The sequence below is a fragment of the Burkholderia sp. Leaf177 genome (assembly GCF_001424345.1).
Classification (GTDB): Bacteria; Pseudomonadota; Gammaproteobacteria; order Burkholderiales; family Burkholderiaceae; genus Caballeronia.
On sequence record NZ_LMPF01000020.1, the window covers coordinates 111798 to 137043 of the forward strand.

At 61.0% G+C, this 25246-nt stretch carries 26 protein-coding genes; 8 read left to right on the forward strand and 18 right to left on the reverse strand.

Annotated elements, in window-relative coordinates:
* Window positions 1–17: 17 nt before the first annotated feature.
* The 5 genes from ASG35_RS14120 to ASG35_RS14140 form a co-directional block, all read right to left on the reverse strand.
* Window positions 18–1991, reverse strand: coding sequence for a sensor histidine kinase (locus tag ASG35_RS14120; protein WP_082508382.1), 1974 nt, complete (start codon window positions 1989–1991; stop codon window positions 18–20).
* A 45-nt stretch (window positions 1992–2036) separates the two neighbouring features.
* Window positions 2037–3344, reverse strand: coding sequence for a dicarboxylate/amino acid:cation symporter (locus ASG35_RS14125; protein ID WP_056358140.1), 1308 nt, complete (start codon window positions 3342–3344; stop codon window positions 2037–2039).
* Window positions 3345–3796: 452 nt separating this feature from the next.
* Window positions 3797–4798: a lipoyl synthase gene (lipA, locus tag ASG35_RS14130; RefSeq protein WP_056358143.1), complete on the reverse strand. Its 1002-nt coding sequence runs from the start codon at window positions 4796–4798 to the stop codon at window positions 3797–3799.
* Window positions 4795–5586 carry a lipoyl(octanoyl) transferase LipB gene (gene lipB / locus ASG35_RS14135; RefSeq protein WP_056358147.1) on the reverse strand — a complete coding sequence of 264 codons (792 nt, stop codon included), beginning with the start codon at window positions 5584–5586 and terminating at the stop codon, window positions 4795–4797. The genes lipA and lipB overlap by 4 nt, the downstream gene beginning before the upstream one ends.
* Window positions 5587–5656: 70 nt before the next feature.
* Window positions 5657–5983: a DUF2917 domain-containing protein gene (locus ASG35_RS14140; RefSeq protein WP_056358150.1), complete on the reverse strand. Its 327-nt coding sequence runs from the start codon at window positions 5981–5983 to the stop codon at window positions 5657–5659.
* 125 nt (window positions 5984–6108) lie between these two features.
* On the opposite strand from ASG35_RS14140, the gene ASG35_RS14145 reads away from it, so the two are divergent.
* Window positions 6109–7098: a transcriptional regulator GcvA gene (locus ASG35_RS14145; RefSeq protein ID WP_056358836.1), complete on the forward strand. Its 990-nt coding sequence runs from the start codon at window positions 6109–6111 to the stop codon at window positions 7096–7098.
* Here the strand turns inward: ASG35_RS14145 and ASG35_RS14150 are convergent.
* From ASG35_RS14150 to ASG35_RS14195, 9 genes are all read right to left on the reverse strand, one after another.
* The gene (locus tag ASG35_RS14150) at window positions 7082–7354 is read right to left on the reverse strand and encodes a DUF493 family protein (RefSeq protein WP_056358839.1); all 273 of its coding nucleotides are present in this window, start codon (window positions 7352–7354) and stop codon (window positions 7082–7084) included. The two genes, ASG35_RS14145 and ASG35_RS14150, sit on opposite strands and share 17 nt — an antisense overlap.
* Before the next feature lie 107 nt (window positions 7355–7461).
* The gene (locus ASG35_RS14155; RefSeq protein WP_056358843.1) at window positions 7462–8673 is read right to left on the reverse strand and encodes a D-alanyl-D-alanine carboxypeptidase family protein; all 1212 of its coding nucleotides are present in this window, start codon (window positions 8671–8673) and stop codon (window positions 7462–7464) included.
* Between the two features lie 445 nt (window positions 8674–9118).
* Window positions 9119–9751: an alpha/beta hydrolase gene (locus ASG35_RS14165; protein WP_056358156.1), complete on the reverse strand. Its 633-nt coding sequence runs from the start codon at window positions 9749–9751 to the stop codon at window positions 9119–9121.
* Between the two features lie 10 nt (window positions 9752–9761).
* Complete coding sequence (locus ASG35_RS14170; RefSeq protein WP_056358159.1) at window positions 9762–10094, reverse strand: (2Fe-2S) ferredoxin domain-containing protein; 333 nt, start codon at window positions 10092–10094, stop codon at window positions 9762–9764.
* 70 nt (window positions 10095–10164) lie between these two features.
* On the reverse strand, window positions 10165–11331 hold the full coding sequence (locus tag ASG35_RS14175) for a VanZ family protein (RefSeq protein WP_056358162.1): 1167 nt from the start codon (window positions 11329–11331) through the stop codon (window positions 10165–10167).
* Between the two features lie 46 nt (window positions 11332–11377).
* Window positions 11378–12037 carry an ABC-type transport auxiliary lipoprotein family protein gene (locus ASG35_RS14180; protein ID WP_056358166.1) on the reverse strand — a complete coding sequence of 220 codons (660 nt, stop codon included), beginning with the start codon at window positions 12035–12037 and terminating at the stop codon, window positions 11378–11380.
* Between the two features lie 73 nt (window positions 12038–12110).
* Window positions 12111–13070, reverse strand: coding sequence for an MlaD family protein (locus ASG35_RS14185; protein WP_056358169.1), 960 nt, complete (start codon window positions 13068–13070; stop codon window positions 12111–12113).
* 62 nt (window positions 13071–13132) lie between these two features.
* Window positions 13133–14011 carry an ABC transporter ATP-binding protein gene (locus ASG35_RS14190; protein ID WP_056358170.1) on the reverse strand — a complete coding sequence of 293 codons (879 nt, stop codon included), beginning with the start codon at window positions 14009–14011 and terminating at the stop codon, window positions 13133–13135.
* Complete coding sequence (locus ASG35_RS14195; protein WP_056358173.1) at window positions 14011–15144, reverse strand: MlaE family ABC transporter permease; 1134 nt, start codon at window positions 15142–15144, stop codon at window positions 14011–14013. Before ASG35_RS14195 ends, ASG35_RS14190 begins: the two co-directional genes overlap by 1 nt.
* Window positions 15145–15326: 182 nt before the next feature.
* On the opposite strand from ASG35_RS14195, the gene ASG35_RS14200 reads away from it, so the two are divergent.
* Genes ASG35_RS14200 through ASG35_RS14210 form a run of 3 tightly spaced genes read left to right on the forward strand, consistent with a single transcriptional unit; the run spans window position 15327 to window position 17328 of the window.
* On the forward strand, window positions 15327–16274 hold the full coding sequence (locus ASG35_RS14200) for a biotin--[acetyl-CoA-carboxylase] ligase (RefSeq protein WP_056358176.1): 948 nt from the start codon (window positions 15327–15329) through the stop codon (window positions 16272–16274).
* Window positions 16271–17074 (forward strand): type III pantothenate kinase, encoded by an 804-nt coding sequence (locus ASG35_RS14205; RefSeq protein WP_056358179.1) that lies wholly within the window; start codon window positions 16271–16273, stop codon window positions 17072–17074. The genes ASG35_RS14200 and ASG35_RS14205 overlap by 4 nt, the downstream gene beginning before the upstream one ends.
* 14 nt (window positions 17075–17088) lie before the next feature.
* Window positions 17089–17328 carry a hypothetical protein gene (locus ASG35_RS14210; RefSeq protein ID WP_056358182.1) on the forward strand — a complete coding sequence of 80 codons (240 nt, stop codon included), beginning with the start codon at window positions 17089–17091 and terminating at the stop codon, window positions 17326–17328.
* 10 nt (window positions 17329–17338) lie between these two features.
* Here the strand turns inward: ASG35_RS14210 and rfaE2 are convergent, their stop codons facing one another.
* From rfaE2 to ASG35_RS14225, 3 genes are all read right to left on the reverse strand, one after another.
* A complete protein-coding gene (gene rfaE2 / locus ASG35_RS14215; protein ID WP_056358184.1) occupies window positions 17339–17821 on the reverse strand; it encodes a D-glycero-beta-D-manno-heptose 1-phosphate adenylyltransferase in 483 nt (160 codons plus the stop codon).
* A 134-nt stretch (window positions 17822–17955) separates the two neighbouring features.
* Entirely contained in the window at window positions 17956–18828 is an 873-nt protein-coding gene (locus tag ASG35_RS14220) for a hypothetical protein (protein WP_056358189.1), read from the reverse strand.
* Between the two features lie 462 nt (window positions 18829–19290).
* Complete coding sequence (locus ASG35_RS14225; protein ID WP_056358192.1) at window positions 19291–20280, reverse strand: MerR family transcriptional regulator; 990 nt, start codon at window positions 20278–20280, stop codon at window positions 19291–19293.
* Window positions 20281–20557: 277 nt separating this feature from the next.
* On the opposite strand from ASG35_RS14225, the gene ASG35_RS14230 reads away from it, so the two are divergent.
* From ASG35_RS14230 to ASG35_RS14245, 4 genes are read left to right on the forward strand one after another with little or no spacing between them, the layout of a single operon-like run.
* Window positions 20558–21850, forward strand: coding sequence for an NAD(P)/FAD-dependent oxidoreductase (locus tag ASG35_RS14230; protein ID WP_056358846.1), 1293 nt, complete (start codon window positions 20558–20560; stop codon window positions 21848–21850).
* Window positions 21847–22680 carry a DUF1365 domain-containing protein gene (locus ASG35_RS14235; protein WP_056358194.1) on the forward strand — a complete coding sequence of 278 codons (834 nt, stop codon included), beginning with the start codon at window positions 21847–21849 and terminating at the stop codon, window positions 22678–22680. The genes ASG35_RS14230 and ASG35_RS14235 overlap by 4 nt, the downstream gene beginning before the upstream one ends.
* 7 nt (window positions 22681–22687) lie before the next feature.
* Window positions 22688–23977: an SAM-dependent methyltransferase gene (locus ASG35_RS14240; protein ID WP_082508383.1), complete on the forward strand. Its 1290-nt coding sequence runs from the start codon at window positions 22688–22690 to the stop codon at window positions 23975–23977.
* A gap of 38 nt (window positions 23978–24015) precedes the next feature.
* On the forward strand, window positions 24016–24522 hold the full coding sequence (locus ASG35_RS14245; protein WP_056358196.1) for a chalcone isomerase family protein: 507 nt from the start codon (window positions 24016–24018) through the stop codon (window positions 24520–24522).
* A gap of 26 nt (window positions 24523–24548) precedes the next feature.
* Here the strand turns inward: ASG35_RS14245 and ASG35_RS14250 are convergent, their stop codons facing one another.
* Window positions 24549–25232, reverse strand: a complete 684-nt coding sequence (locus tag ASG35_RS14250; protein WP_056358198.1) for a PhaM family polyhydroxyalkanoate granule multifunctional regulatory protein — start codon at window positions 25230–25232, stop codon at window positions 24549–24551.
* Window positions 25233–25246: the final 14 nt, after the last annotated feature.

A 25246-nucleotide genomic window follows, 5' to 3' on the forward strand; every position in this document is an offset into this window, starting at 1 on the left:
GATTCGCTCGGCCGCGCTTAAGCGCGCAACAGCGTGATCACGAATTCTGCGCCGTGCGAGCGGTCGGCGTCGGCCTGCGTGCCGCCTTCGGGGCCATCGACTTCAATTTGCGGCGTCACGTTGCGCGCGACCAACGTACCACCATAATCGCGCGCGATCGCCGATGAAATCGCCAATCCAAGCCCCAATCCGTGACCCATCTCCTTCGTCGTGAAAAACGGCTCGAACAGGCGCGGAAGGATGTCGGACGGAATGCCAGGGCCGTTGTCGCGCACGACGATCTCGACCGTTGTCTCGTTCGTGATCAACTCGATCTCGATTCGCGGAGCGTCGCAAGACAACACCGCGTCCAGCGCATTGCCGACCAGGTTGATCAGGATCTGCTCGAGCCGCAGATCTTCGCAGCGCACGTAAAGCGGCGGATCATCCTGCGCGCTCAACGCAACGATCACGTTCTTCAGCCGCGGCTGAAGCATTGCGAGCACGTTGCGAAGCGCGCGGCGGACATCGGTTCGCGCGTTTTTCGGCCGCGCCTTCGCCACGAACAGCTTGAGCTGATTCGTGATCTTGCCCATACGTTCGGTGAGCGCGGCGATGGCTTCGAGATTCTCGTTCGCCGCCACATGATCTCCGCGCTCGATAAACACACGCGTGTTGTCCGAAAAACTGCGCAGCGCGGCGAGCGGCTGATTGAGTTCGTGCGTGATGCCCGCGGCCATCTGGCCCAAAGCGGCGAGTTTGCTTGCCTGGATGAGTTCATCGTGGGCGGCACGCAGGTCCTGCTCGGCGCGCGTGCGCTCGCTCACTTCCTTCGTCAACAACGCGTTCGCCTGCGATAAATCCGCCGTCCGCTCCGCCACGCGTTCGTTGAGCTCGGCATAAGCGGTCTGCAGCAACGCGCGGCTGCGGATCATTTCGCGCACGCGCGCGCGCCGCATGCGCCAGTAGAACGCCACCGAACACAACGAGATGAACACCAGCGCCGTGACGATCGTGGCGCTGCGGGCTGCATCGACGGCAGGCGCAAGCGACACCATGGTCATCAGATGCCAGTCCGGTTCGCCGAGCGCGCGCTGGGTCGCGAGGTAACTCGGCGCATCGCGGCCGCCGCCCACGCGCACGATTTGCGCGCCGCCTTCGAGCGTGCGCACGATGGTCATCGGCAACGGCGTCACCGGATGTTGAGCGTACTGCCGCGCCGTATAAACCGATGCCTCGATATCCTTCGGCAACGGCCGCAGCGTGTGATATTTCCACTCCGGCACGGAGGACAGGAAGATCACGCCGTGGTCATCGGTGACGAGAAGCGGTTCCGTGGAATCGGCGCCTTGCAGCCATTCCAGATTCAGCTTCACGACCGCCACGCCGATGATCTCCCTCGTTCCCTCGCGAAAAACCGGCTGCGAGATGAAATATCCCGGCTCCCGCGAGATGGTTCCGAGCCCGAAGAACCGGCCGGTCCCGCCTTTGACGGCATCGACGAAATACGGGCGGAACAGGTATTCCGCGCCCACGAAACTGTCCGGACCGTTCCAGTTGCTCGCCGCCACGCAGCGCCCGTTCGACTGGATGATGTACGTCGCCGTGGCGCGTGCGTGCGTATTCAGGTCTTCGAGATAGCGGTCGGCGCGCGCGGCGTAACGCGGATTGGGATCGGCGAGAACTTCCTGGACGAACGGATGACGCGAAAGCAGATACGGAAGATATTCGTAGCGGTCGAGCGTGCTTTTCAGCTCGGCGGTCGTCCGGTCGACGCGCGTGGCCGCGTTCTGGCGCAGATCGTCGAGCCCGCGCTGCCACGCAATGCTCCACGTGAGCGCGCAGACACCGCAAAGCGCTGCGAGAAGAACGATAAAAACCAGCAAACGCCGCGTCACGTGAACGGGTTCCAGTCGGTGAGATCCCCCGATTGTGGCACGCGCGGCTTCGAACGACGCCTCGGTAAACGCGCGCGGCGAAGCATCCGCCAGAGAATGCCTCGCCGCTTTCATTGCGTTGGTTCCTTTGTGCGATCGGTTGAATCGCTTTCCTGCCGATCAGGAAACCGTCTCGGCTTCGGTATCGACCGCGCCGTGCTTGAGCTGGTCGCGCAGCTTGTCGCGATCCAGTTCCTTTTCCCACGCCGACACAACCACCGTCGCCACGCCGTTGCCCACGATGTTCGTCAGCGCGCGGCATTCGCTCATGAAACGGTCGATGCCCAGAATCAGCACCATGCCCGACAGCGGAATGGTCGGCACCACGGCAAGCGTTGCGGCCAGCGTGATGAAACCCGCGCCGGTCACGCCGCTCGCGCCCTTCGACGTCAGCATGGTCACCGCGAGCAACGTCAATTGCTGCGTCCACGTCAGATCCGTGTTCGTTGCCTGCGCAATGAACAGCACGGCCATCGTCATGTAGATGTTCGTGCCGTCGAGGTTGAACGAGTAGCCGGTCGGCACCACGAGACCCACCACCGAACGCGAGCAGCCGAGCTTTTCGAGCTTGAGCATCAGTTGCGGCAACGCGGCTTCCGACGAGCTCGTGCCCAGCACGATCAGCATTTCTTCCTTGATGTACGCCACGAAGCGGAGGATGTTGAAGCCCACCATGCGCGCGATTAGGCCCAGCACCACGACCACGAAGATCACCGATGTCAGATAGAACGTGCCAATCAGCTTGAGCATGGGAATCAGCGAACCGATGCCGTACTTGCCGATGGTGAACGCCATCGCGCCGAACGCGCCGATCGGCGCCAGCTTCGTGATGATGCGCACGATGCCGAAGAGGATATGCGACAGCCCTTCGATAAACCCGGTCACCACGCGGCCCTTCTCACCCGCCGTTGCCAGCACCGCGCCGAACAGCAGCGCGATCAGCAGGATCTGCAGGATTTCGCCTTGCGCGAACGCGGACGACATGGTGTCAGGAATGATGTGCAGCAGGAAGTCGGTCGTCGTCTGGCCGTGCGCCTTCGCGGCGTACGAAGCGACTGCCTTGCCGTCGAGCGTGGCCGGATCGATGTTGAAGCCCACGCCCGGTTTCAAGATGTGCGTGGCGGCGAGGCCGAGCACGAGCGCGAACGTCGAGACGATTTCAAAGTAGAGCAGCGCCTTGCCGCCCACGCGCCCGACCTTCTTCATGTCTTCCATGCCGGCAATCCCGGTCACGACCGTACAGAAGATGATCGGCCCGATCACCATCTTGATGAGCTTGATGAACGCATCGCCGAGCGGCTTCATGTCGGTGGCGAGCGCGGGATAGTAATGTCCGAGCGCAATGCCGATGGCGATAGCCACAAGCACCTGCACATACAGGACTTTATAAAAAGGTTTCTTGACGGTTGTCACAGTTGTTCCGGGCATGGTCGGCGAATAACGAAAGGGTGAGACAAAAACGCGCCGGCGCTTGACTGCGGCGATGCGCGTCTGGCGTCGGCAAAATCAGGTCAGGCTAAAGGGAATGGGCTGCATCTGAAGCGTCTCCTGTTATTTTTCGGCTTTGTTGGCCTGTCTCTTACATTGCAAGGTCGATGCCAGTTTTTGGCACGCGTTGGCCATTGATTTTTATACGTTTTTTGTTGCTATGAAGCAGCGTTAATCCGTGTTTCCGGAAAACCGGATAAACACAGTCCGATGATCCGGACGGCATTCGGGTAATCCCTTAGAGGCTTTATCTACGGGCTTTCCCGAGGTTTCTCGCCGTTCGTGATCGCGGATCTCGCGTTCGATAATTCCGGGCAAACAGACGTTGCCGGACATAAAAAAACCCACGTTTCCGTGGGTTTTCTAATGGCGCTCGAAGAAGCTCGAAAGGCTCAAACCGCCCCGACAAGTCCCGCGTCGTGCGCCTGTTGATCCGCGTGATAGCTCGACCGAACCATTGCGCCGACAGCCGCGTGCGTGAAACCCATCTTGTACGCTTCTTCCTCGTACATCTTGAAGGTATCGGGGTGAACGTACGAGCGCACCGGAAGGTGATGCTCGGAGGGTTGCAGATACTGGCCGATGGTCAACATATCCACGTCGTGCGCACGCAGATCGCGCATTACCTGGAGAATTTCCTCTTCGGTCTCGCCCAAACCGACCATGAGGCCCGACTTGGTCGCGACTTCCGGATGCAGCGCCTTAAAGTCCTTCAGCAACTTCAGTGAATGCGCGTAATCCGAACCCGGACGCGCTTCCTTGTAAAGACGCGGCACCGTTTCGAGATTGTGGTTCATCACGTCCGGCGGCGCGGCGGTCAGGATTCCGATCGCGCGATCGAGACGGCCGCGGAAATCTGGCGTCAAAATTTCGATACGCGTCAGCGGCGAATGTTCGCGCACCTGACGGATACATTCCACGAAGTGCGCGGCGCCGCCGTCACGCAGATCATCACGATCCACGCTCGTGATCACCACGTACTTCAGCTTCAACGCACCAATGGTCCGTGCCAGGTTCAGCGGTTCGTCGGCATCGAGCGGATCGGGACGGCCATGGCCCACGTCGCAGAATGGGCAGCGACGCGTGCATTTGTCGCCCATGATCATGAACGTCGCCGTACCCTTGCCGAAGCACTCGCCAATGTTCGGGCAGCTCGCCTCTTCGCACACCGTATGCAGGTTGTGCTCGCGGAGAATCTGCTTGATTTCGGTGAAGCGCGAGCTGCCGGTCGCGGCTTTCACGCGAATCCATTCCGGCTTCTTCAGCTTTTCGATAGGGATGATCTTGATCGGGATGCGCGCCGTTTTCGCCTGCGCCTTTTGCTTGGCGGTTGCGTCGTAGGGAACGGCGGGCGTTGCGCCCTGTGCTGCGATATTTCCGGTTACGTCAGTCATTCGGTCGGTCCATTCAGACGGTTTGCATGAGCGTGCATTGACACGTTCAGCGCGCCGTTCTGCGGTTGGGCGGCGGGAGCGCTTTGTCCGCCGATGTGGTGAATAAGGTTTTCAGCCAGCGTTTGAGCCACGTCGTTCCAGCCGGCCGTCGCGCCGAGCGTGTCCATATCGACGGTTTCGAGTCCCGCGTAACCGCACGGATTGATCGCGAGGAACGGTTGCAGGTCCATCTTCACGTTGAGACTTACGCCGTGATAACTGCAGCCATTGCGGATTTTCAGGCCGAGCGCCGCGATTTTCGCGCCCGCATGAGAATGCCGAGCAGGCGTTTCAGCAACGTAGATTCCGGGCGCGCCCGGCTTGCGTTCCGTTTCGAGATTATACGATGCAAGGGTTTCGATCACGCCCTGCTCGATCCGCTGCACCAGTTCGCGGACCATCAATTTGCGCCGGCGCAGGTCGAGCATCAGATACGCCACGACCTGCCCCGGCCCGTGATACGTGATCTGGCCGCCACGATCGACTTTTACAAGAGGGATGCCGCTGTCGGGATTCAGAAGATGTGACGGGTTGCCGGCCAGACCGAGCGTGAAAACCGGCGGATGTTCGACGAGCCAGATTTCATCGGCGGATTCGGGTGTGCGGGCTTCCGTGAACGCGCGCATGGCGTCGAAGATTTCCGCGTACGGCTGGATGCCACGCCAAATCACGTTGACCTCGGGCGTCGGCGCGCTTAAAGCGCGTTCGAGGACAGCGGAGGGGGAAGTTGTTACCGGCGTGGCGGACATAATTCCGTTAGTTTACCGAAATCCCGCCGCCCTCGCCGGAGGACGAATGAAAGCAACCGCTCAACCTAATTTAAACCGTCCGCCAGCCCGACCGCAAACGCGAGGTGAGCCGCTCGTAAGCACGTGCCAGCCAGCCTAGCGCTGCTTGATCCGGGCGCGGCGCGAGCGTGAAAATCACTTGCGCAGTGCGGCCCTTTTCCGTGCTGAGCCAAAGCCGTTCGCGTGGGCGCAGCTTCAAGGAATCGCCCGGGACGAGCCAGTAATCTTCAATATCGTTGCTGCGCGTTGCCCACACCGGCGCGCCTTGCACCGACAGCTTGACGCCATGACCGATAAGCATGGGCACCGTTTCGCCATCGCCTATTTCAAACGTGATGCTTGTGGATATTTCTCGCATGACAGCCTCCGCCAAAAATCGTGTTGATGAGTAGAAGATAGACTCAGCAAGGCTTTAAGCAAAACGAGCAATTTTCTTCGGTATGTGAGATATATTCACACATACACACATTCAGGCCGATGATCGTGGACCTACGCCAACTTCCCGCCCTCAATGCGCTGCGCGCTTTCGAAGCCGCTGCGCGACACGAAAGTTTCTCCCGCGCCGCCGACGAACTCTTCGTCACGCACGGCGCCGTCAGCCATCAAATTCGCGCGCTCGAAGCGGATCTCGGCGTCACGCTTTTCGCCCGCGATGGAAAACGCGTGCGTTTATCGGATATCGGCCGGCAGTACGCCACCGAGGTCCGCACCACGCTCGCCACGCTCGCGGAAGCCACGCGGCGAGTGCGCGCCGGGGATCGCGACCGGCGGCTGGTGGTATCGATGCTGTCGTCGTTTTCCGCGCGCTGGGTGACGCCGCGCATTGGCGGGTTTATCGAGGAACATCCGGAGATCAATCTCGAATTGCTGTCCACGAACGAGTTGACGGACTTCACGCGCGAAGACGTGGATGTCGCCATTCGGTTTGCCAGCACCGGGAAATACGCCGGATTGCATTCGGAAGAATTGCTCGACGAAGTGTTTTTCCCTGCGTGCTCGCCAAATTTCCGGGGCGGAAAATTGCCGCGCACGCCCGCCGATCTGGCCGACGCACCTTTGCTGCGCTCGCACGACGAACTCTGGCGACCGTGGTTCGACGCCGCCGGGCTCGTGGACTTGCCCGAACCCAAACGCGGAGTGTTGTACGAAGATTCGTCGAATTTGCTGCAGGCGGCCATTCAAGGCCAGGGAATCGCGCTCGTGCGCCGGTCGCTCGCCATGCATGAAATCGTGGCGGGACGGCTGGTGAGACTTTTTAATATCGATGGGCCGAGCCCGTGGAATTACTACTTCGTATGTCCGCCGGCGCTGCTTGGAACGCAGCGGGTGCAGACGTTTCGCACGTGGCTTCTGAACGAGATCATGCAGTTCAAGCAGCTTTACGAACGCACGCCAGCCGTGTGCGACGAACCCCGGCGCACGTCCAGGCCGCTGGGAGAATCCTTGCCGCAATCGCTTAAAGCACCACTTTGACCATCGGGTGGCCGGTGAGCGCGCGATAGATATCGTCAAGATGCGCGCGGCTTTGAGCGCGCACGGTAAGCGTCAAGCCGGTGTATTTGCCGCCCGACGACGGACGGGTTTCAATGCGCTCGATGTCGAACTGGTCGTCGAATTCACGGATCACGGTGACGACGGCATCGCGGAATTCCGGATGCGTCGCGCCCATCACCTTGATCGGAAAATCGCAGGGGAAATCGAACAGGGCGTCGATATCAGGTGAGCTCATGGTGTTCTCCATCACAGGACGCCCGGGCCGTCCGGGCGTCTCACAGCAGACACAGATGGAGCCGGATTCGCCGATTCCAACTTGTCCTCTCCCCGCTTATTTCAACCTTACTTCTTCTTCTGCCACATCATCAGCAGCGAATCCCACGTCCGGCCGACAAAACCCGCTTGCGGAACGTCCTGCAGCGCGACCAGCGGGAATTGCGCGACTTCCTTGCCGTCGGCCATCATCTTGACGGTGCCGATCTGCTGGCCCTTCTTGATCGGCGCGACGATGGTGTCGTTGTGCGTCACCGTCGGTTTCACCTTGTCGCCCATGCCCTTCGGCACCGTGATGTACTGATCCGTCTCCACGCCGGCCTTGAGCGCGTTTTCCGTGCCCTTGTAGACGCGCGGCGAATCGATCACCTGACCCGCCTTGTATAGGCGCACCGCGTCATAAGCCGTGTAGCCGTAGTTCAGCATCTTCAGGCTGTCCTGCACCCGGTTGTGCTCCTTCGGCTCGCCCATCATCACTGCAACCAGACGGCGGCTGGCATCGGGCACGCCTTCCAGCGGGCGCTTGGCAGTCGCGATCAGGCAATAACCTGCTGCCTTGGTATGGCCGGTCTTCAGGCCATCGACGGTTGAATCGATCCACAGCAGGCGGTTGCGGTTCGGCTGCTTGATCTTGTTATAGGTGAAATCCTTCACCGAGAAGATGCTGTAGTACTCGGGGAAGTCGCGGATCAGGCGCGTGGACAGCACGGCCAGATCGCCCGCCGTGGTGTAGTGCTGCGGGTCGGGCATGCCGTTGACATCGGCGAAATGGGTATTTTTCATACCAATCTGCTTGGCCGCCGCGTTCATCAGCGTGACGAAATTCCCCTCGCTTCCACCTACGAGTTCGGCCAGCGCGATGGCGGCGTCGTTACCCGACTGGATGATCATGCCGTACACGAGATCATGCACGGTCACCGGCTTGTTCGCCTCGATGAACATGCGCGACTCGTCCGTGCCCACGCGGCGCACGGCTTCGCTCGGCATGACGGTCTGGTCCATGTTGATCTTCTTCGACTTCAGCGCGTCGAAGACGAGATACGCGGTCATCAGCTTGGTCAGCGACGCGGGTTCCGAGCGTTCGTCCGGGTTGCCGGAAGCAAGCACCTGGTTGCTGGTTGCATCGACGAGAACCCACGAACGCGCCGTGACATCGGGCGGCGGAACCTGGGCGAACGCGCTCGCCGCGACGAGCGTCGCGGGCAAAACGACCGCGGCGACGATGGCACGATGAACAAGGGAAGGAGCAACGAAGGGCAAGCCGGAAGGGGAAAAGCGCATAGGTTCGGATCGGCAGAAAAGGCATCGGCGGGTCGGCGTTTTCCGGGTGTCCAGGGGAAACGCGACTCGCGGGTTGTACAGGCGGAAGGTCGGTCCGGCGGAGCGCTTTGCTTGAATGCATGGCGCGACGCTTTGTTCGGACCGGCCTCCGCGCGCTTCGATACTCGAGCGGCGCATGAGCTGGACGCGATCATCGATTCAAAGCGGTGATTCGCGTGCTTCATGCGCAACGGCCAAGCGCCGGCCGACCAGTCGGCCGCGCAAAAGTCTGCGCTATTATACGCGTGCGCAATGTGGCTTTTGCCGTGGAAATGGCTTGATTTGGCGGGGATTCTTGAAAGCGAGTGTAAAAACAGACGCGGCGCAAAGGCGTTGAAAGCCTCGGCGCCGCGCGATGAAAATTGCAGAAGGGAACGACTGGTTCAAACGTGAGCCTCAACAGGCTTCAACGCCATGCATCGACAATGATCTTCTTCAGCACATGCAGCTTTCGATGGAAAAAATGCTCGCCGCCCGGGATCACGACCACGGGCAATTCCTGCGGGCGTGCCCATTCGTAGACGGAAGTGATCGGGACCGTGTCGTCCACTTCGCCGTGGATCACGAGCGTGTTGTCCGGCACCTCGGCGACCGGCCAGTTGCTCGCCGCCGTGCCGACCATCACCATGCGTTCGATGGTTTCGCCGGACTCGCGCAAATGCTTCGCGACATGCGAGAGCACGAAGGTGCCGAACGAGAAACCGGCGAGCACGAGCGGGACATCGGCCTGACCGGGCTGCGCGCGCATATGGGCAACGACCGCAAGCAGATCGTCGCGCTCGCCCGTGCCGTTGTCATGTTCGCCTTGCGTTTCTCCCACGCCGCGAAAATTCGAGCGATACGTGATGTAGCCAAGCTGGACCATCGTGCGCGCGAGCGTCTGCGCCACCTTGTTGTCCATGGTGCCGCCGTACAGCGGATGCGGGTGTGCGACGAGCGCAATGCCGCGCGGCGCAGCGCCTTCCGCGGGACGATCCAGCGCGACTTCGATCTTGCCCGCAGGGCCATCGATCAGGAATTTTTCGGTCTGTGCGTTCATTCCCCGAACCTCAGGCCGCCGGCTGATCGATGAGCAAACGCTCCACGATCTTGCCGTTCACCAAATGCGAATCGACGATTTCATCGATATCCGCTTCATCCACATACGTGTACCACGTGCCTTCCGGATACACGACGATCACGGGTCCGAGTTCGCATCGTTCGAGACAACCCGCCTTGTTGATGCGCACTTTTCCGTCGCCTGCAAGACCGAGTTGCTTCACGCGTTTCTTCGCGTACTCCTGCATGGCCTGCGCGCCGCATTTCGCGCAGCTCGGGCGCGGCGCGTCGGGCGCGCGTTCGTTGAGGCAGAAGAACACGTGATACTTGTAGAAAGGGTCCATGTGCTTTGGCCGGGGAAATGTGTGGGGTTTGATTCGATTATAACGACCGGCGCTTTAGTTCACTTGGAGGTCAGCTTTTGACGCCGCTGCCCCGCCTCCGCGCGATGAACGCCCTTTCAGCCGTCGATGCCAGCCATCCCAGCGCGGCATACGGCCACACCCACGCGAGCCAGTGCGCGAGGCCGTTGAAATGCAGATAGCGCCCCTGACGCCAGTCAGCGACGACGATATCGAAGTAAGGGTTCACGGGCAGCAAATTGACCAGCACGAGCGCCACGATCAGCGCAACGCCGGCGAGCGTTGCGCGCCAAGCCCGCGAACGGCGCAGAAACAGCAATCCCGCCGCCGTGCCGGCCGCGATGCCGTACACGGCGCCATCGGTAGCCCAATCGAATGTCAGACCCGAGCGCGATTGCAGGAAGGTCGCGCCGGCTTTCGCGCACAACGTCGCGATCACGAGGCCAAGCAGCAGACGCACGCGCGGTGCGCGCGGACGCATGGGCAATGTGGTCAGCACCAGCGCCGCGAACAGGTTCAGCGATGTGATGAGCATTTCCCACGTGTCGTCAGGAAGCAGGTTGCCGAGGCGCAGCGGCCACGCGGTCACGTTCCAGGCGGCCGGAATCCACGAAAGCAGCGCGTCCTGCATGACAGGGTCGAGCTGTTGCCATAACAAGCGCGGCAAATTGCCGACGGCGAAGAGGAACGGCGCGGGGTACATGGTGGCGAAAGGCCAGAGCGCCGATAACCCCAGCATGTACGCCGCGTCACGCTCGAACCACATGAAACGCAGACGCCGAAGCGCGCCGCGGTCGAGCAGCATGCTCGTGGCCGGCGCGGTCAGCGCGGCGCCGAGCAGCGCGCCGAGCGCGTTCGCGGCGAGATCGAGATTCGATGAAACCCGCGTCGGCAAATACGTCTGCACCGCTTCCATTACGCCGGACAACATAGCGCCGCCGATGAACGCAATGCCCGCAGCCGGCACGCCGCGGTATCGCGGATATAGCGCCAGCACGGCCAGCGCGCCGAACGGCATATAACCGAGCACGTTGGTGATGACATCGAACGCGGTGAGATATTGCGGCAGCGGGTCGGTGAGATACGCGAACGGACCAATGCCGAGCGAGCGCCAGCCGGAAAACGGATACAGCGAACCGTAGACAATCAGCAACGTATAAACGGCAAGCGCCTGCCGCGACAACGCCGAAGGCCGGCGTTGCCAGTGCTTGACGATCATGCAGGCCGCCTCGAAAAACGCAGCGCTGCACGGTTCGCCCTCGACATCATTTCGATGCGACCAGCGGCTGCACGCCGAGCCACGCGGCCATTTGCGCGATCAGGTCGTCGGACGCGGCGGCCAGCGCCCGCGCGCCGCCGGCGGCGTCGGGCGTATAGGAAGGCGCGCGCGCAATGAACGTGCGCTGGCTGACCACCTGGCCATGCTGCGACAACGTCACGCGCGCCGATACTTCGCCGTGACTCTTCTCGGGGGCATCGAAGACTTGTTCGAAATCCGTCAGATCGACCTGCAACATGGGCGCGCGCACGGGATCGGAACCCGTCAGCACGGGACCGCGCGATGCCAGCGCGACACGCAACCGCTGCGTCAAAAGATCGGCCGGAGACATGGTCCAGTGGCTGTCGGCATAACGGCCGATGCGCTGTGCATCGGCGTATTTCAGGCGATACAGAAACGCATCGGTATCCAGGTTTTTTGATGCGCTCACCGCCAGCACCTTCACCGGCGGCATGGGCATGGTGTTGCCGAGCGGCGCGGGATCGCCGAGGTCGTATCGAATATTCGATACTGCCGCGGGCGGTCCCGAAGCGCAACCGGCGAGCATTGCGGCCAGGGAAACAGCAATAAAACCGGAGCGCGCTCGCGGTAGCGGGCGCACAGCGCGCTTGACCAAGCGCTTCGCCTGCAAGATCGTGTGTGGCATCTCAGTTTCCTGATTCAATTTGCAATAAGCCCGGATGCCGGAAATCAAGCGGTTGCGGCATCGGGCACGAGGTTCACTTCGACGGCGCCGACGGCCATTTGAAACCCGGCTCGCCCGGACCCGGCTCGGGCTGCGGCGAGCCGAACAACACGCTGCGTGGATTGCGGTTGAAGGTGTCCGCAGCGCGATCCACGGAACGCGCCGCGCTGCCCACGTCGTCAGCCAGCGAATTCACGCGCGGCAAGGTTTCATAGCCCACTCGCGCCGACATCTCCTGTAACGACTCGTTCACTTCGTTCAGCACGCGGCCCGCGCGTTCGGCTGCGTCGCCCGCCTTGTTCATGTTGGTGACAAAGGGACCGTCGGCGCGGCTCAGGTTGTTCGCCAGCGTGTTCGTGGAAGCGAGCGTGCGATCCAGTTGAGTCAGCGTGCGCGGCAATTGTTCCGCGACCGGCGCCACTTGCTTGCTCAGCAACGCAATGCCGTCAGCCGCGCCCTGCAGGCTCTTGGTGGTTTGCATGACCTGATCGCGCATGTCTTCGGACAGGAATCTGTCAGCGTCGTCGGCAATGCGTTCAAACTTTTTGATCAGGATGTCGCCGCGCTGCTGCAACTGGTCGAACAAACCGGGGCGCAACGGCAGCGACGCCACCTGCGCCGACGATGACGGCAGCGGCGCGGGATCCTTGCCGGTGTCGTCGAGTTGCACGAACGCAATGCCCGTCACGCCCTGGAACCCGAGCGTGGCGAATGTGGATTGCGTGATCGGCGCGGTTTTATCGACCATGATGCGAATCCGGATCTGGCCCGGATGGCCCTGATCGAACTTGATGGACTGCACCTTGCCCACGCCCAGGCCGCGGTAGCGCACGTCGGCGTCGGTATAGAGGCCCGTCACATTGGTCCGCGCGACCAGGTCGTACGGCACGCGCACCGTGCGGTCGACGTTGAAGAAGAACACCGCGACGCCGATCGCGACCATCAGTCCGATAGTGAACAGACCGGCCAAAAACGCATGGGATTTGTTTTCCATCAGCAGGTTCCTTGGTTACTGCTTACTGCCTGAGCGCAATACGAGGCCGCTCATGAGAACGCCTAGAGCGTGGGGCCGCATGGCACATCTTCGAGCGCGGCCGCCGGTAATTTTTTGCGCCGCTCCGGTGGCAGCGCCTGCAACGCACGCCTGCCGCGCCGCCCGAGAAAATATTCACGGATAAAAGGATGATTGACCGCGACCGCCTCTTCAACCGGCGCCGCCACCAGCACCCGCCGATCGGCAAGCACCGCAACGCGCGTGGAAAGCGCGACCATGGTGTCCAGATCGTGCGTCACGAGAACAACGGTCAATCCCAGCGCGCGATGCAACGTGGCGATCAGATCGACAAATTCATCGGACGCCTTCGGGTCGAGCCCGGCCGTGGGTTCATCGAGGAAAAGCAGTTCGGGTTCGAGCGCAATCGCCCGCGCAATGCCCACGCGCTTCACCATCCCTCCCGATAACGCCGATGGCATCTTGCTCATGTTCTTACACGAAAGCCCGACCATTTCGAGCTTGAGCATGACGAACTCGCGGATCAGGTCTTCCGGAATTTTGCCGAGCTCGCGAAACGGCTGCGCAATGTTGTCGTACACCGACAGCGACGAAAACAGCGCGCCCTGCTGGAACATCATGCCGGAACGCGTGCGCAGCATTCGCGCGGTTTCCTCGTCCATCTTCGCCCACTCTTCGCCGAGCACGCGGATAGTGCCGGACGTGGGGGATTCGAGTCCCAGCATCTGCCGCACGAGCGTGGTCTTGCCGGAACCCGAACCACCGAGGAGCGCGAGAATCTCGCCGCGCCGAACTTCGAGGTTCAAATGCTCGTGAATCACGGTGCTGCCGTAGCGCTTGGTCACATCCACGACTTCAATGACAGGCTCAGCCGTCACCGGCGTCGGCTTGTCGCGAACGGCTGAAGCAAGCGTTGCCGACATCAGATTCCCACCCTCTGGAAAAGGATTGCGAACACGGCATCCGCCAGAATCACGATGGTGATGGACGACACCACCGAGGTGGTCGTGCCTTCGCCCAGGCTTTGCGAATTCGCCTTGATGCGAAAGCCGAAATGACACGCGGCCAGCGCGATCAGCATGCCGAACACCACGCCTTTGCCAAGCCCGATCCACAGGTTCGCAATCGGCACGACCGACGGCAGCGAACGCGCGAAAAAGGACAGATCGATACCCAAGACCAGCTTCGCCGCGAGCGCGCCGCCAAGCAGCGAAACCATGTTGGTCCACATCACCAGCAGCGGCATGGCAATACCGAGAGCCAGCACGCGCGGCAGCACAATGCGCAAGCCGTGCGGAATGCCCATGACCTGCATGGCGTCGAGTTCCTCCGTCACGCGCATCACGCCGATTTGCGCGGTGATCGCGGACCCCGAGCGCCCGGCGACCAAGATGGCCGACAACACCGGCCCCAGTTCGCGTATCACCGACAACCCCAGGATATTCACGATGTACTGGTTCGCGCCGAACATGCGCAATTGTTGCGCGGACAAATAACTCAGCACGATGCCGATCAAGAACGCGACCAGCGCCGTAATGCCGAGTGCCTGCGTACCGGCGCTATAGATGTTCGCGGAAATCTCCGTCCACGGAATCCGTTTCGGACGACGCACCAGGCCGATCAGATCCAGCACGAAGCCGCCGAACATTGCAAGGCCGCCGGAAAGATGCTCGAAGAACGAAAACAGGATCAGCCCGAAACGCGTGATGGGGTCCGTTCGATCCACGACCTCGGGCTCTTCACGGTTTGCGTCGAGCAGAGCGACGCGCTCGAAGATTTCCCTTTGCGTGGCAGAAAGCGAAACCTGTTCCGGCAGTTTCCTACCCCAGACGCGCCACAGCGCCTGCCCGCCCACGTGGTCGAGCCGTTCGACCGGGAGCAGATCCCATTGCTTGATTGCTTCCTGACCCACGCCGCGCAACCGTTCCACAACACCGCGCTTGGTAGTCGCGTGATCGCGCGCCAATGCGAGCGCGGTCCACTGGCCGGAAAGCCGGACAACCTTGCCCTGCTGGCCGGCCTCGACCTTCAGGCCAGGCGGAGTATCGAAGTTCAAGGCTCTAAAACGCTCGGAGTAGGTTTCAGGGAGCACTCATTGTAGCGAAGCTATTCTCGAATCTCCCGAAAGGTGGGCGCGTTAGCCATTCGGCCGGGTTTTCCGCGCTCTGCCCCGCGCAACAACCGTCGCGAAGGTTTTCAACGCTGCGACCGGGTTTGCTACATCGCTACAATGCGCATATGAACTCATCCAATTCGTCTTTTCCTCTCGATGCCGCCTGGCGGATCGACCGCGAACGGCTCACGCAGCGGGCCGGGCGGCCGGTGCGCGACTGGTCGATCGAGATCGTCGATGAAACGGGCTCCACGAACGCCGACCTGATGGCGCAGCTCAAGGCGCAGCCGCGCAACCAGACATCGGCGTCGGGGCTGGACTCGTTCTCGGCACGTTCCACGCTGAAAGCCGCCGATGGCGCGCCGTTCGTGCGCGTTGCATACCTGCAGACCGCCGGGCGCGGCCGGCGCGGGCGCGCGTGGATCGCGCAGCCGGGCAACGCGCTGACGTTTTCCGTGGGCTGCGTGTTGCCGCGCCCGCTTGAAGGGCTGGCGGGTTTGAGCCTCGCGGTCGGCACTGCCGTGCTGGAGGCGTTGAACACGTTGCCGCTGTCGGCATCGGCGAGACTTGCGCTGAAATGGCCGAACGACATATTGCTCGATGACGGCAAGCTCGCTGGCATCCTGATCGAAACCGCGTGGAACACCCCGCGGGCGAGCGCCGTGGTGATTGGCATTGGCATCAACCTGCACGGCGCGGCGGAACTGGCGGCGGAACTGGACGAAGCGCAGCGCCGCAACGCGCTTCCCACGCCCGGTAATACGCCGGCGTCGTTGTCGCGAGCGTGGGCCGACGCCAATCTCACCGATACCCTCGCTGCCGTCCTGAACACGCTGGACGCCACGCTTGCCCGGTTCGCCGCCGATGGCTTCCGCCCGTTCCGCCAGCAATGGCTCGCGGCGCACGCGTATGCGGGGCGCGAGGTCGTGTTGCTGGAACAAGGCGTGGAGGTTGCGCGCGGTCTGGCGGTGGGCATAGACGACAACGGCCAGTTGCAAATCGATACCCCAACCGGCCTCCGAACCGCCAGCAACGGCGACGTCTCGTTGCGCCTCGCGGAGCAACGTCCGTGAGCGAAACACGGTTTTTGCTCATCGATGCTGGCAATAGCCGGATCAAGTGGTCGATCGTAACGATCGCCGGCGAAACGCTGCACGAAGGCGCATTCGAGCATAACGACCAAAGCCTGCCCGACTGGCCAGCTGCCGTGACGCCGGCCAGCGCGTGGATTTCGAACGTGGCGGGCACGGCGGTCACGGAGCGGATAACCGGTTTGATCGAAGCAGTCTGGCCCGGCTTGCCACAAAAGTTTGTCCGTGCACAAGCGCAACAATCCGGCGTGACGAACAGCTATTCGGAACCGTCATCGCTTGGCAGCGACCGCTGGTGCGGCATGATCGGCGCGCATGCCGCGTATTCAGGCGAAAACCTGTTGATCGCGACCTTCGGCACGGCAACAACACTGGAAGCGCTGCTCGCCGATGGCAATTTCACAGGTGGCCTGATCGCTCCCGGCTGGCAATTGATGATGCAATCGCTCGGCAGTCATACGGCGCAGTTGCCCACCCTTCTCCCCGATACCGCCCGCAACGCGCTCACGTCATCCGCAAGCGTTTTTGCCACCGACACGCGCGCGGCTTTATCGACGGGATGTTTGCTGGCGCAGGCCGGATTGATCGAGCGCGCGTGGCACGATCTGCGCGCGCAATGGAACGTCGATTTCCGCCTGATCCTCGGCGGCGGCGCAGCCAGCGAAGTGGCGGGCGCGTTAAAGGTGCCGCATACTCGACACGATTCGCTGGTGCTCGCCGGACTCGCGTTGATCGCTCGCGAGAGCGTTGCGCCTTCTGCATCAAACCGTTCAACCCACTGATGGAGCGCTTACCCATGTTGCGCTGGCTGATCGCCCTGTTGTTTCTCGCAAACCTGCTGATGTTCGTGGTCGTGCAAGGCGTGTTCGGACCGCTGCCGTCGGCTGGCGGACGCGAACCGCAACACCTCGACCGACAGATTCATCCGGAACTCGTCCGCGTGCGTCCAATAAGCCCTGAAGAAGCGGCGGATCAAGCTGTAGTCGGTGGCCCAGCGCCAGCGGCGGCCGTCCAGGCCGCGCCGCTTACGCAATAATCGCGGGCGCTCAGCGCTGCGTGCGGACTTTTTTGAGGAGCGCGGTTGTCGAGCGGTCGTGTTCGAAAGGAATCGCAAGCGCCTTGCCGCCCCAGCTACGCACCAACGCGGATTCGGCGAGCTTGTCCATGTCGTAATCGCCGCCTTTCACGAGCACATCCGGATGCAGTTCGCCAATTAGTTCGAGCGGCGTGAACTCTTCGAACTTCACCACCCAATCCACGCTTTCCAGCGCTGCCAGCAACGCCATCCGGTCATCCTCGCGATTGATCGGGCGGTCATCGCCCTTGCCGAGCAGACGCACCGACGCGTCACTGTTCACACCCACGATCAACGTTGCGCCGAGCGCTTTGGCATTGGCGAGATAGGTCACATGTCCGCGATGCAGGATATCGAAGACGCCGTTCGTAAAGACCACGGGCGCGGTCAGTTGCGTGCGCAACGCGCCAAGCGCTTCACGCGTCATGATCTTGCGTTCGAAAAGAGCGGCCATAGCAGGAACAGTGAGAAAAACGGGAAGGTGCGTAGTGTGCCACGCAAGCAGTCGCGCTTCGAAAACACGCGCTGAAAACAAAACAGCCCGCGGGTCAGTGACCGGCGGGCTGTTTATTCATCAATCAAGTCAGATCAGGCTGGCTGTTCCGATGGGCCTTTTGCCGCCTGCAACCGCAACACCACTTCCTTGCGATACCGGTTCAATTCCTGAGCCGTGAGGAAAGAACGTTCGAACAGGATGGATAAATTGTGCAAAATCCGTTCGACAACTTTCTTTTCCCAACTGTCGTCGAAGCGAATCTGGTCGTCGAGCCAGCGCTCGAGCCATTCCGGATCGGGCAGACGCGACTGGATGGTATCGCGCGGAAAGAGCGCCTGATTCACGTGGAGATTGGTCGGATGCAACGGTTTTTCCGTGCGTCGCGCGGATGCCATCAGCACGCCGATTTTTGCGAAAGCCGCACGCGCGATATCGCCGGTCTGCACCATTGCCTTCTTCATGTAGCGCAGATACGCGCCGCCGTGACGGGCTTCGTCGCGGGAAATGGTTTCGTAGATGTGCTTGATGACCGGTTCGGTATGCCATTCGGCTGCGCGCCGATACCAATGATTCAAGCGGATCTCGCCGCAGAAATGCAACATCAGTGTTTCAAGCGGCGGCGCTGGATCGAATTCAAAACGCACTGCGTCGAGTTCGGCTTCGGTAGGCACCATTTCCGGCTTGAAGCGGCGCAGATATTCCATGAGAACGAGCGAATGCTTTTGCTCTTCGAAAAACCAAACGCTGATGAACGCGGAGAAGTCGCTGTCGTTGTGGTTGTCGCGCAGGAACATTTCCGTGGCGGGCAACGCGGACCATTCCGTGATGGCGTTCATCTTGATGGTTTCGGCTTGTTCGTCGGTCAGGAGTGCCGAGTCGAACTTGTCCCAGGGAATGTCTTTCTCCATGTCCCAACGAACCGATTCAAGCGATTTGTACAGTTCTGGATAAAGCATTGTGTTCATAGTCCACCCCTGGTCTGCAACGTAGTGCGACGAATCTGTCTGTTGTAACTGTAGCCAGCCCGCGCGATCAACCGCGCCGCCAGCAGCGAAGCTTTCAATTTTACGCGGGAATCAGGCGCCCAGATGCAAAAGCGGTAAAGAAGCGCCTGTCGCGTCCATCTGCGACGATTTGCCCGTTGCCACTCCGCCGCACTGGACGGGAAGCAATGTCTACCGTGGGTGAGGAGCGAACCCTGTGCCTGAGGTAAGTACGAAGCGCGAGCTGTTCGAGGCTCGTTTGAAACTATTTAGAGACTTCTTAAAAGCCGTCCGACGTTCGATGTACAGCGCCCGAGCATGCCTTTCAGTTATGACAGGCGCAAGACGTGTGCCGTTCCCTTTCGAGCGTTGGTAACAACCCAGGGATACCGTCTGCAATCCTTGACAGCGGGTGCATCTCCATACGGCAAACAGCCGCGCCGATCATAGCATGGCGCTTTGGCGCCACTCCGCAACGGCATCTTCGATCGGTGCAAGTCCATTCACCGTGATGATGCCGTCGGGCAACTTGCGCCGCAGCGCAGGACTGCTCCCGCCAACCCAGATCGAAACCTTAGCCGGCAATGCATGGCGCAGATCGGTAAGCCCGTTGACAACGGACTGCACCGGCATTGACGCCGAGAAAGACAACGCAAGGATATCGACGTCGTGGGCGGGAATGGCATCGAGGATATCTTGCGGCGGCGTCTGCGTTCCAAGCGCAATGCACTCGCAGCCGGCCAGCGCGAACATGGCTTCGGCCATCAGAATGCCCAGGCCATGACCTTCACCCGGCATGGTCGTGAGCAATACACGCGGATGTGCACCGCGACCGCGCAATGCCTCGGAAAGCGGGCGCATCAGCGAACGCAGCGTGACCTGCATGGCTTCGCTGAAAAGATGCTCGTGATAGACCTGCAGCGTTCCGGCGGCCCACGCATTGCCAATACGCGCTGACAGCGGCGCCGCTACGTCCAGCACGAAATGCGCAAGGCCTTCTCGCGTGGCGCGCTTGAGCAGTTCGAAGCGGAAGTCGTCGTATCGGCCGGAGCGCAGTAATTCCACCATCTTGTCCAGCTCCACGTCCGGCGCATCCTGCCCCACACCAGAGTCTTCGGCCAATTGCTGCAGCAACGCGATGGATTGCGGCAATACCTTGCTCGGCCGATGACCGGCGTCGAGCAGACGCTTGACGAGTCTCAGCTTGGTGACCTGCTCCTGCGGATAAAGCCGCTCGCCGCCCGTTGATCGCAGCGGTTGCGGGAAGCCGTAACGCCGCTCCCAGACTCGCAGCGTGTCCTTGGTCAGGCCGATCTCGTGCGCGATAGCCCCAATGCCGACGCCGATGCCAACAGCGCCCGATTGCGCGCCAATGTTCCCATCTTCATGCGCACCGTTTTTGAGGGGCAGACTATTTTCCGATGTAGTTGTCATGGACAAAATTACAACTCAATAAGTTTGACAAGACCCTGGAAATCGCCAGAAACCCAATACCTATGGACATTCTTAACGATTAGCAACATTATTGATGATAGACGAGTTTCGCGTTTTGTAGTGGACAAAACTTACCTTACGCGTGGACATTAATTCCTCAGTCCTGCATCCAGCGCTTCGGAGATTGCGTAAATCACCTTGACTGTCGAGGAGCGACGCCAGACGTTCAATGGCAAAAAACGCCGGACGCGGACACAAAGACACACGGAGCAACGTCATGAAAGTTGCGGTAATCGGAGCGGGGATTTCGGGGTTGGCGTGCGCCTACAGACTTGCAAAGTCTCAGGCGGGTATCGATGTCACGTTGTTCGAAGCCAACGCATATTTTGGCGGCCACACAAACACGGTCGATGTCACCCTGGACGGCGTCACGCATGGGGTGGACACGGGTTTCCTGGTGTTCAACCACCGCACGTATCCGAATCTTGTGAAGCTTTTCGAGGAACTCGACGTTCCAACGACCGCAACCGATATGTCGTTTTCCGTGGCCGTTACCGACAAACATCTCGAATGGGCCGGCAGCGATCTCAACACGGTTTTCACGCAGCGCCGCAACCTGTTGCGCCCCGCGTTCCTGCGCATGCTTGCCGATATCCTGCGCTTCAACCGCACGACGACCGCCATGGCGCTCGCCGGCAAGGACGCCGAACTGGCCGAGCCGGTGAGCGGTTTTATCGAACGGGAAAGGTATTCCGCGGCGTTTCGCGACTGGTATCTACTGCCGATGATCGGCGCAATCTGGTCATGTTCGACCGAGCAGATGATGGCGTTTCCCATCGGCACATTGATCCGCTTTTGTCACAACCACGGCCTGCTGCAAGTCAACGATCGGCCCCAATGGCACACGGTCAACGGCGGCGCGCGCGAATATGTACGGCGGATGTTGCCCGCCATTGGCAGTGCGCATGCGGGCGTGCCGGTTACATCGGTGAAACGGGGTGCTCTCGGCGTCGAAATTCAAAGCGCGCGAGGTGCAGAACACTTCGATCACGTCGTGCTCGCGTGCCACAGCGACCAGGCGCTTGCGCTGCTCGCCGATCCCTCTCACGATGAAACCGCGACGCTCGGCGCAATCGGCTACGCGCCCAATCGCGCGGTGTTGCATACGGACACGTCGCTGTTGCCGGCCAAACGCGCGTGGTCCGCGTGGAACTATGAAAGCCGGACCGGCGAGCTTGGTGCCGAACCGCAATTGTGCGTGCATTACCTCATCAACAAACTGCAGCCGTTGCCGTTTAAAACGCCGGTGATCGTGTCGCTCAATCCGGTTCGTGAGCCACGCGCCGCAACCGTGCTGCGCGAGTTCGCGTACAGCCATCCCGTCTTCGATCAAACCGCTGTCCAGGCTCAACGCGCTTTGCCATCGATACAAGGCGCACGCAATACCTGGTTCGCGGGCGCATGGACGGGCTACGGCTTCCACGAAGACGGCCTGAAATCCGGGCTGGACGCCGCGGCCAGACTGACCGCCATTGCGTTGAATCGCGACGAACCGGCTCTTGCAGCATGAACCCGCCGTCATTCGATTCGCCCGATTCGCTGCTCGTCGGCCCCGTGCGTCACACGCGCTTACGCCCTGCGCGCAACGCGTTTTCATACGGCGTGTACACGTTGCGCCTGCCGCTTCGCGCTCGCGCCGCGCGACTCGCCCAAGGCACGCTGCAAGACTCGCGCGTATTCGCATACAACCGCTTCGGCTTGCTGAGCTTTCACGACAGCGATCACGGCGCGCCGGGGCAAACGGCGCTGCAATGGATCGAATCGATGCTGCATGAAAACGGCATCTACGACGCCGACGGCGAGATCTACCTCCAGACGTTCCCGCGCGTGCTGGGTTATGTATTCAATCCCGTCAGCTTCTGGTTTTGCGAACGCGCGGATGGATCGATGCGCGCCGTGGTCTGCGAAGTGAACAACACGTTCGGCGAGCGCCATTGCTATCTGCTCGATCCCGGCGGCGGCATCCTGAACGGCGCGCCGCTCACCGCGCGCAAGGTTTTCCATGTATCGCCGTTCTGCAAGGTCGAGGGGCGCTACACCTTCCGCTTCATGTTCTCGCCGCCCAAGCACGGCAAGCCGATGCGCTCGCTTGCGCGTATCGACTATGAAGACAACGATGGTCCGCTTTTGCTGACGAGCATCGCGGGAAAAGCGCGTCCACTTAATGCCAGCAACGTGCTGCGCGTGTTCTTCGGTTATCCGCTGATGACGTTTGGCGTCGTCGCGAAAATTCACTGGCAAGCGATGAAGCTGTTCTTCAAACGCGTGCCGTTTCTGAGCAAACCCACTCCGCCGTCCGCGAATGTCTCGCACGAGCGGGCCGAACTGCCGACCAGGTGACTTGCAAATGTCGACACAGCCCTCTTCTCCTTCATCGCTTCGAAGTCCAGCGGTGTCGTGGTTTATCCAGCCGCTCTTGCGCACGCGCCGCGCGCTGCATAAACCCGCGGCGGCGCGCGTGGTTCTCCGGTTGCTCGGGCAATTGCAATACGGCGTCCTCGATGTCCAGCTCCCCGATGGCACCACGCGCCGTTTCGGCCAGACCGCCGACGATCCCGCCGCCGTAAATGCACCACACGCGCGAGTTGTACTGACGAACTGGAACGTGTGCGCCGCGGCCTTGAAAAGCGGTGATATCGGCTTTGCTGAAACGTATCTTGCAGGCGACTGGCATACCGATGACCTCGCCGCACTGCTCGACATCATGGTCAGGAATCGCACGACGATTGAAGCCGTGATCTACGGTTCGTGGTTCGGCAAGCTCACGAACCGCCTGCGCCATTTGCGCAATGCGAACACGAAGGAAGGCAGCCGGCGCAACATCCACGCACATTACGATCTCGGCAACGCGTTCTACACGCTCTGGCTCGACAGCACGATGACCTACTCGAGCGCGCTCTTCGACGGCTCGCCCGACCAGACCCTCGCCGATGCCCAACGTGCGAAATATCGGCGATTGTTGAACGAGTTGAAACTGGATGGCGTCGATTTGAACGTGCTGGAAATTGGTTGCGGCTGGGGCGGTTTCGCCGAACTCGCGGCGAGCGAAGCGAAAGCGCGTGTGACTGGACTCACGCTTTCCACCGAACAACTCGCGTTCGCGCAGCAACGCATGGCCGACGCCGGTCTTGCCGATCGCTCGGATCTGCGCCTGCAGGATTACCGCGATACCCACGGCCAGTTCGATGCCATTGCGTCCATCGAAATGTTCGAGGCCGTGGGTGAAGAATACTGGCCGAGTTACTTCGAGTGCATCAAGCGCAACCTGAAGCGCGGCGGGCGCGCATGCGTGCAGACGATCACCATCGATAACGCATTGTTCGACCGATACCGCACGAGCACGGACTTTATCCAGCAATACATTTTTCCGGGCGGCATGCTGCCTTCGCCGGCCGTGTTCGTGCAGGCCGCCGAACGCCACGGACTGAAAGTGGTCAATCAGCTTTCGTTCGGTCTCGACTATGCACGCACGCTCAAGCTGTGGCGTAATGCGTTTGTGGCGCGCCTCGACGAAATCCGCGCGCAACGCTTCGACGAACGTTTCATCCGCTTGTGGGACTTTTATCTATGTTATTGCGAGGCCGCGTTCGCGCACTCGAACACCGACGTCATTCAGTTCACGCTGGAACACGCCTGATAAGCGGCATTTTTGCGATCGCCCTGGCGCTGCTTTTTTTGCCGCTTCAGGCATTCGCCTTCGATGCCGCTCCGCTCGTGCGTCAAACAATTCCGCAAGCGCGCGTTCAGGGCGAAGGCGAGTTGCGCATGTACGGCTTTCATATCTACGATGCCAAGCTTTACGTCGGGCCAACGGGTTTGTCGAGCAAGGAACTGACGGCGCGGCCGTTCGCGCTCGACATTGAATACGCGCGGGCTTTCAAGGGCGCATCCATTGCCAAGCGCGGCCGCGAAGAAATGGACGATCTCAAGCTCGCCAGCAAGTCGCAGACGCTGTTATGGCAGCAGGAACTGGAAAAGATATTCCCGGACGTTCAGCCCGGCGATCATGTGGTCGGCGTGTTCGTGCCCGAGCGTGGCACCACGTTTTATGCCGACGACAAAGTCATCGGCACCATTCCCGGCGATGACTTCGCACGCGCGTTTTTCTCGATCTGGCTTGATCCGAGGACATCGGCGCCAGGATTGCGCAACCAGTTGCTCGCGAATGGAGCGGCGCAGTAAAGTGCGCCGCTTCGAATGATGCCGCTTTATAGCGGCTTTTTTTTCGCCGCCGTTTTGGGCGCGGCCGCTTTCTTCGCAGCGGTTTTTCTCGGCGCTTTGGGCGCGGCGGCTTTTGGCGGTTCGGCGTTTTCGCTCGTTGCCTCAGCCGGTCCCGGTTGCTGAGCCATCGCCAGCGTGGCGAGATTGTTGAACTGCGACTGGAGCATGTTCCACCAGCCGGCGGGATCGAATGAAGCGTCGTGCGCGCCGGTTTCGTCGGTCGCTTCCGAATCCGGCGCAGGCTGTTCTTCCTTCAAAGGTGGCGCTGGCCAGGCGCCCGCCGATGCACTCGCCGCATTCGCCGCGCCGGCATTCTTCGCACTGTCCACCGATGACTGCGCATACGCGCCGAACGCCCGCAACGTGGCGAGCGTCGCGCGCTGCACTTCGAGCGCCTGAATTGCCGATTGCAGCATATTCAGGTTGAGCTTCAGCCATTGCTCCACGGCGCGCATGTCCTTGATGCGCTTATCGAGTTCCTCGACGTTCGTAAGCGGCGCGAGCATGTCCGACATCATGGAAAGCGAAGGCGATCCACCCGGCGATACGACCGCCGCGAACGGGTTCATCTTCATCATGTCCCACATCTTTTCCATCATGTCGCCTTGAGGAAAGCCGGACATGCCGGGGAAACTTCCAAAGGGCGGCGTGCCGCCGGGTGTATCGGTCATGAGACTGGGCTCCT

Coding starts and splice junctions, on each gene's coding strand:
- ASG35_RS14125 (WP_056358140.1), bottom strand. CDS start 3,344: ATGCCCGGAACAACTGTGACAACCGTCAAGAAACCTTTTTATAAAGTC.
- ASG35_RS14200 (WP_056358176.1), top strand. CDS start 15,327: ATGAACTCATCCAATTCGTCTTTTCCTCTCGATGCCGCCTGGCGGATC.
- ASG35_RS14210 (WP_056358182.1), top strand. CDS start 17,089: ATGTTGCGCTGGCTGATCGCCCTGTTGTTTCTCGCAAACCTGCTGATG.
- ASG35_RS14175 (WP_056358162.1), bottom strand. CDS start 11,331: ATGATCGTCAAGCACTGGCAACGCCGGCCTTCGGCGTTGTCGCGGCAG.
- ASG35_RS14140 (WP_056358150.1), bottom strand. CDS start 5,983: ATGCGAGAAATATCCACAAGCATCACGTTTGAAATAGGCGATGGCGAA.
- ASG35_RS14230 (WP_056358846.1), top strand. CDS start 20,558: ATGAAAGTTGCGGTAATCGGAGCGGGGATTTCGGGGTTGGCGTGCGCC.
- ASG35_RS14220 (WP_056358189.1), bottom strand. CDS start 18,828: ATGAACACAATGCTTTATCCAGAACTGTACAAATCGCTTGAATCGGTT.
- ASG35_RS14240 (WP_082508383.1), top strand. CDS start 22,688: ATGTCGACACAGCCCTCTTCTCCTTCATCGCTTCGAAGTCCAGCGGTG.
- ASG35_RS14225 (WP_056358192.1), bottom strand. CDS start 20,280: ATGACAACTACATCGGAAAATAGTCTGCCCCTCAAAAACGGTGCGCAT.
- ASG35_RS14250 (WP_056358198.1), bottom strand. CDS start 25,232: ATGACCGATACACCCGGCGGCACGCCGCCCTTTGGAAGTTTCCCCGGC.
- ASG35_RS14185 (WP_056358169.1), bottom strand. CDS start 13,070: ATGGAAAACAAATCCCATGCGTTTTTGGCCGGTCTGTTCACTATCGGA.
- ASG35_RS14150 (WP_056358839.1), bottom strand. CDS start 7,354: ATGAGCTCACCTGATATCGACGCCCTGTTCGATTTCCCCTGCGATTTT.
- ASG35_RS14170 (WP_056358159.1), bottom strand. CDS start 10,094: ATGGACCCTTTCTACAAGTATCACGTGTTCTTCTGCCTCAACGAACGC.
- ASG35_RS14120 (WP_082508382.1), bottom strand. CDS start 1,991: ATGAAAGCGGCGAGGCATTCTCTGGCGGATGCTTCGCCGCGCGCGTTT.
- rfaE2 (WP_056358184.1), bottom strand. CDS start 17,821: ATGGCCGCTCTTTTCGAACGCAAGATCATGACGCGTGAAGCGCTTGGC.
- ASG35_RS14155 (WP_056358843.1), bottom strand. CDS start 8,673: ATGCGCTTTTCCCCTTCCGGCTTGCCCTTCGTTGCTCCTTCCCTTGTT.
- ASG35_RS14190 (WP_056358170.1), bottom strand. CDS start 14,011: ATGTCGGCAACGCTTGCTTCAGCCGTTCGCGACAAGCCGACGCCGGTG.
- ASG35_RS14180 (WP_056358166.1), bottom strand. CDS start 12,037: ATGCCACACACGATCTTGCAGGCGAAGCGCTTGGTCAAGCGCGCTGTG.
- lipA (WP_056358143.1), bottom strand. CDS start 4,798: ATGACTGACGTAACCGGAAATATCGCAGCACAGGGCGCAACGCCCGCC.
- lipB (WP_056358147.1), bottom strand. CDS start 5,586: ATGTCCGCCACGCCGGTAACAACTTCCCCCTCCGCTGTCCTCGAACGC.
- ASG35_RS14235 (WP_056358194.1), top strand. CDS start 21,847: ATGAACCCGCCGTCATTCGATTCGCCCGATTCGCTGCTCGTCGGCCCC.
- ASG35_RS14165 (WP_056358156.1), bottom strand. CDS start 9,751: ATGAACGCACAGACCGAAAAATTCCTGATCGATGGCCCTGCGGGCAAG.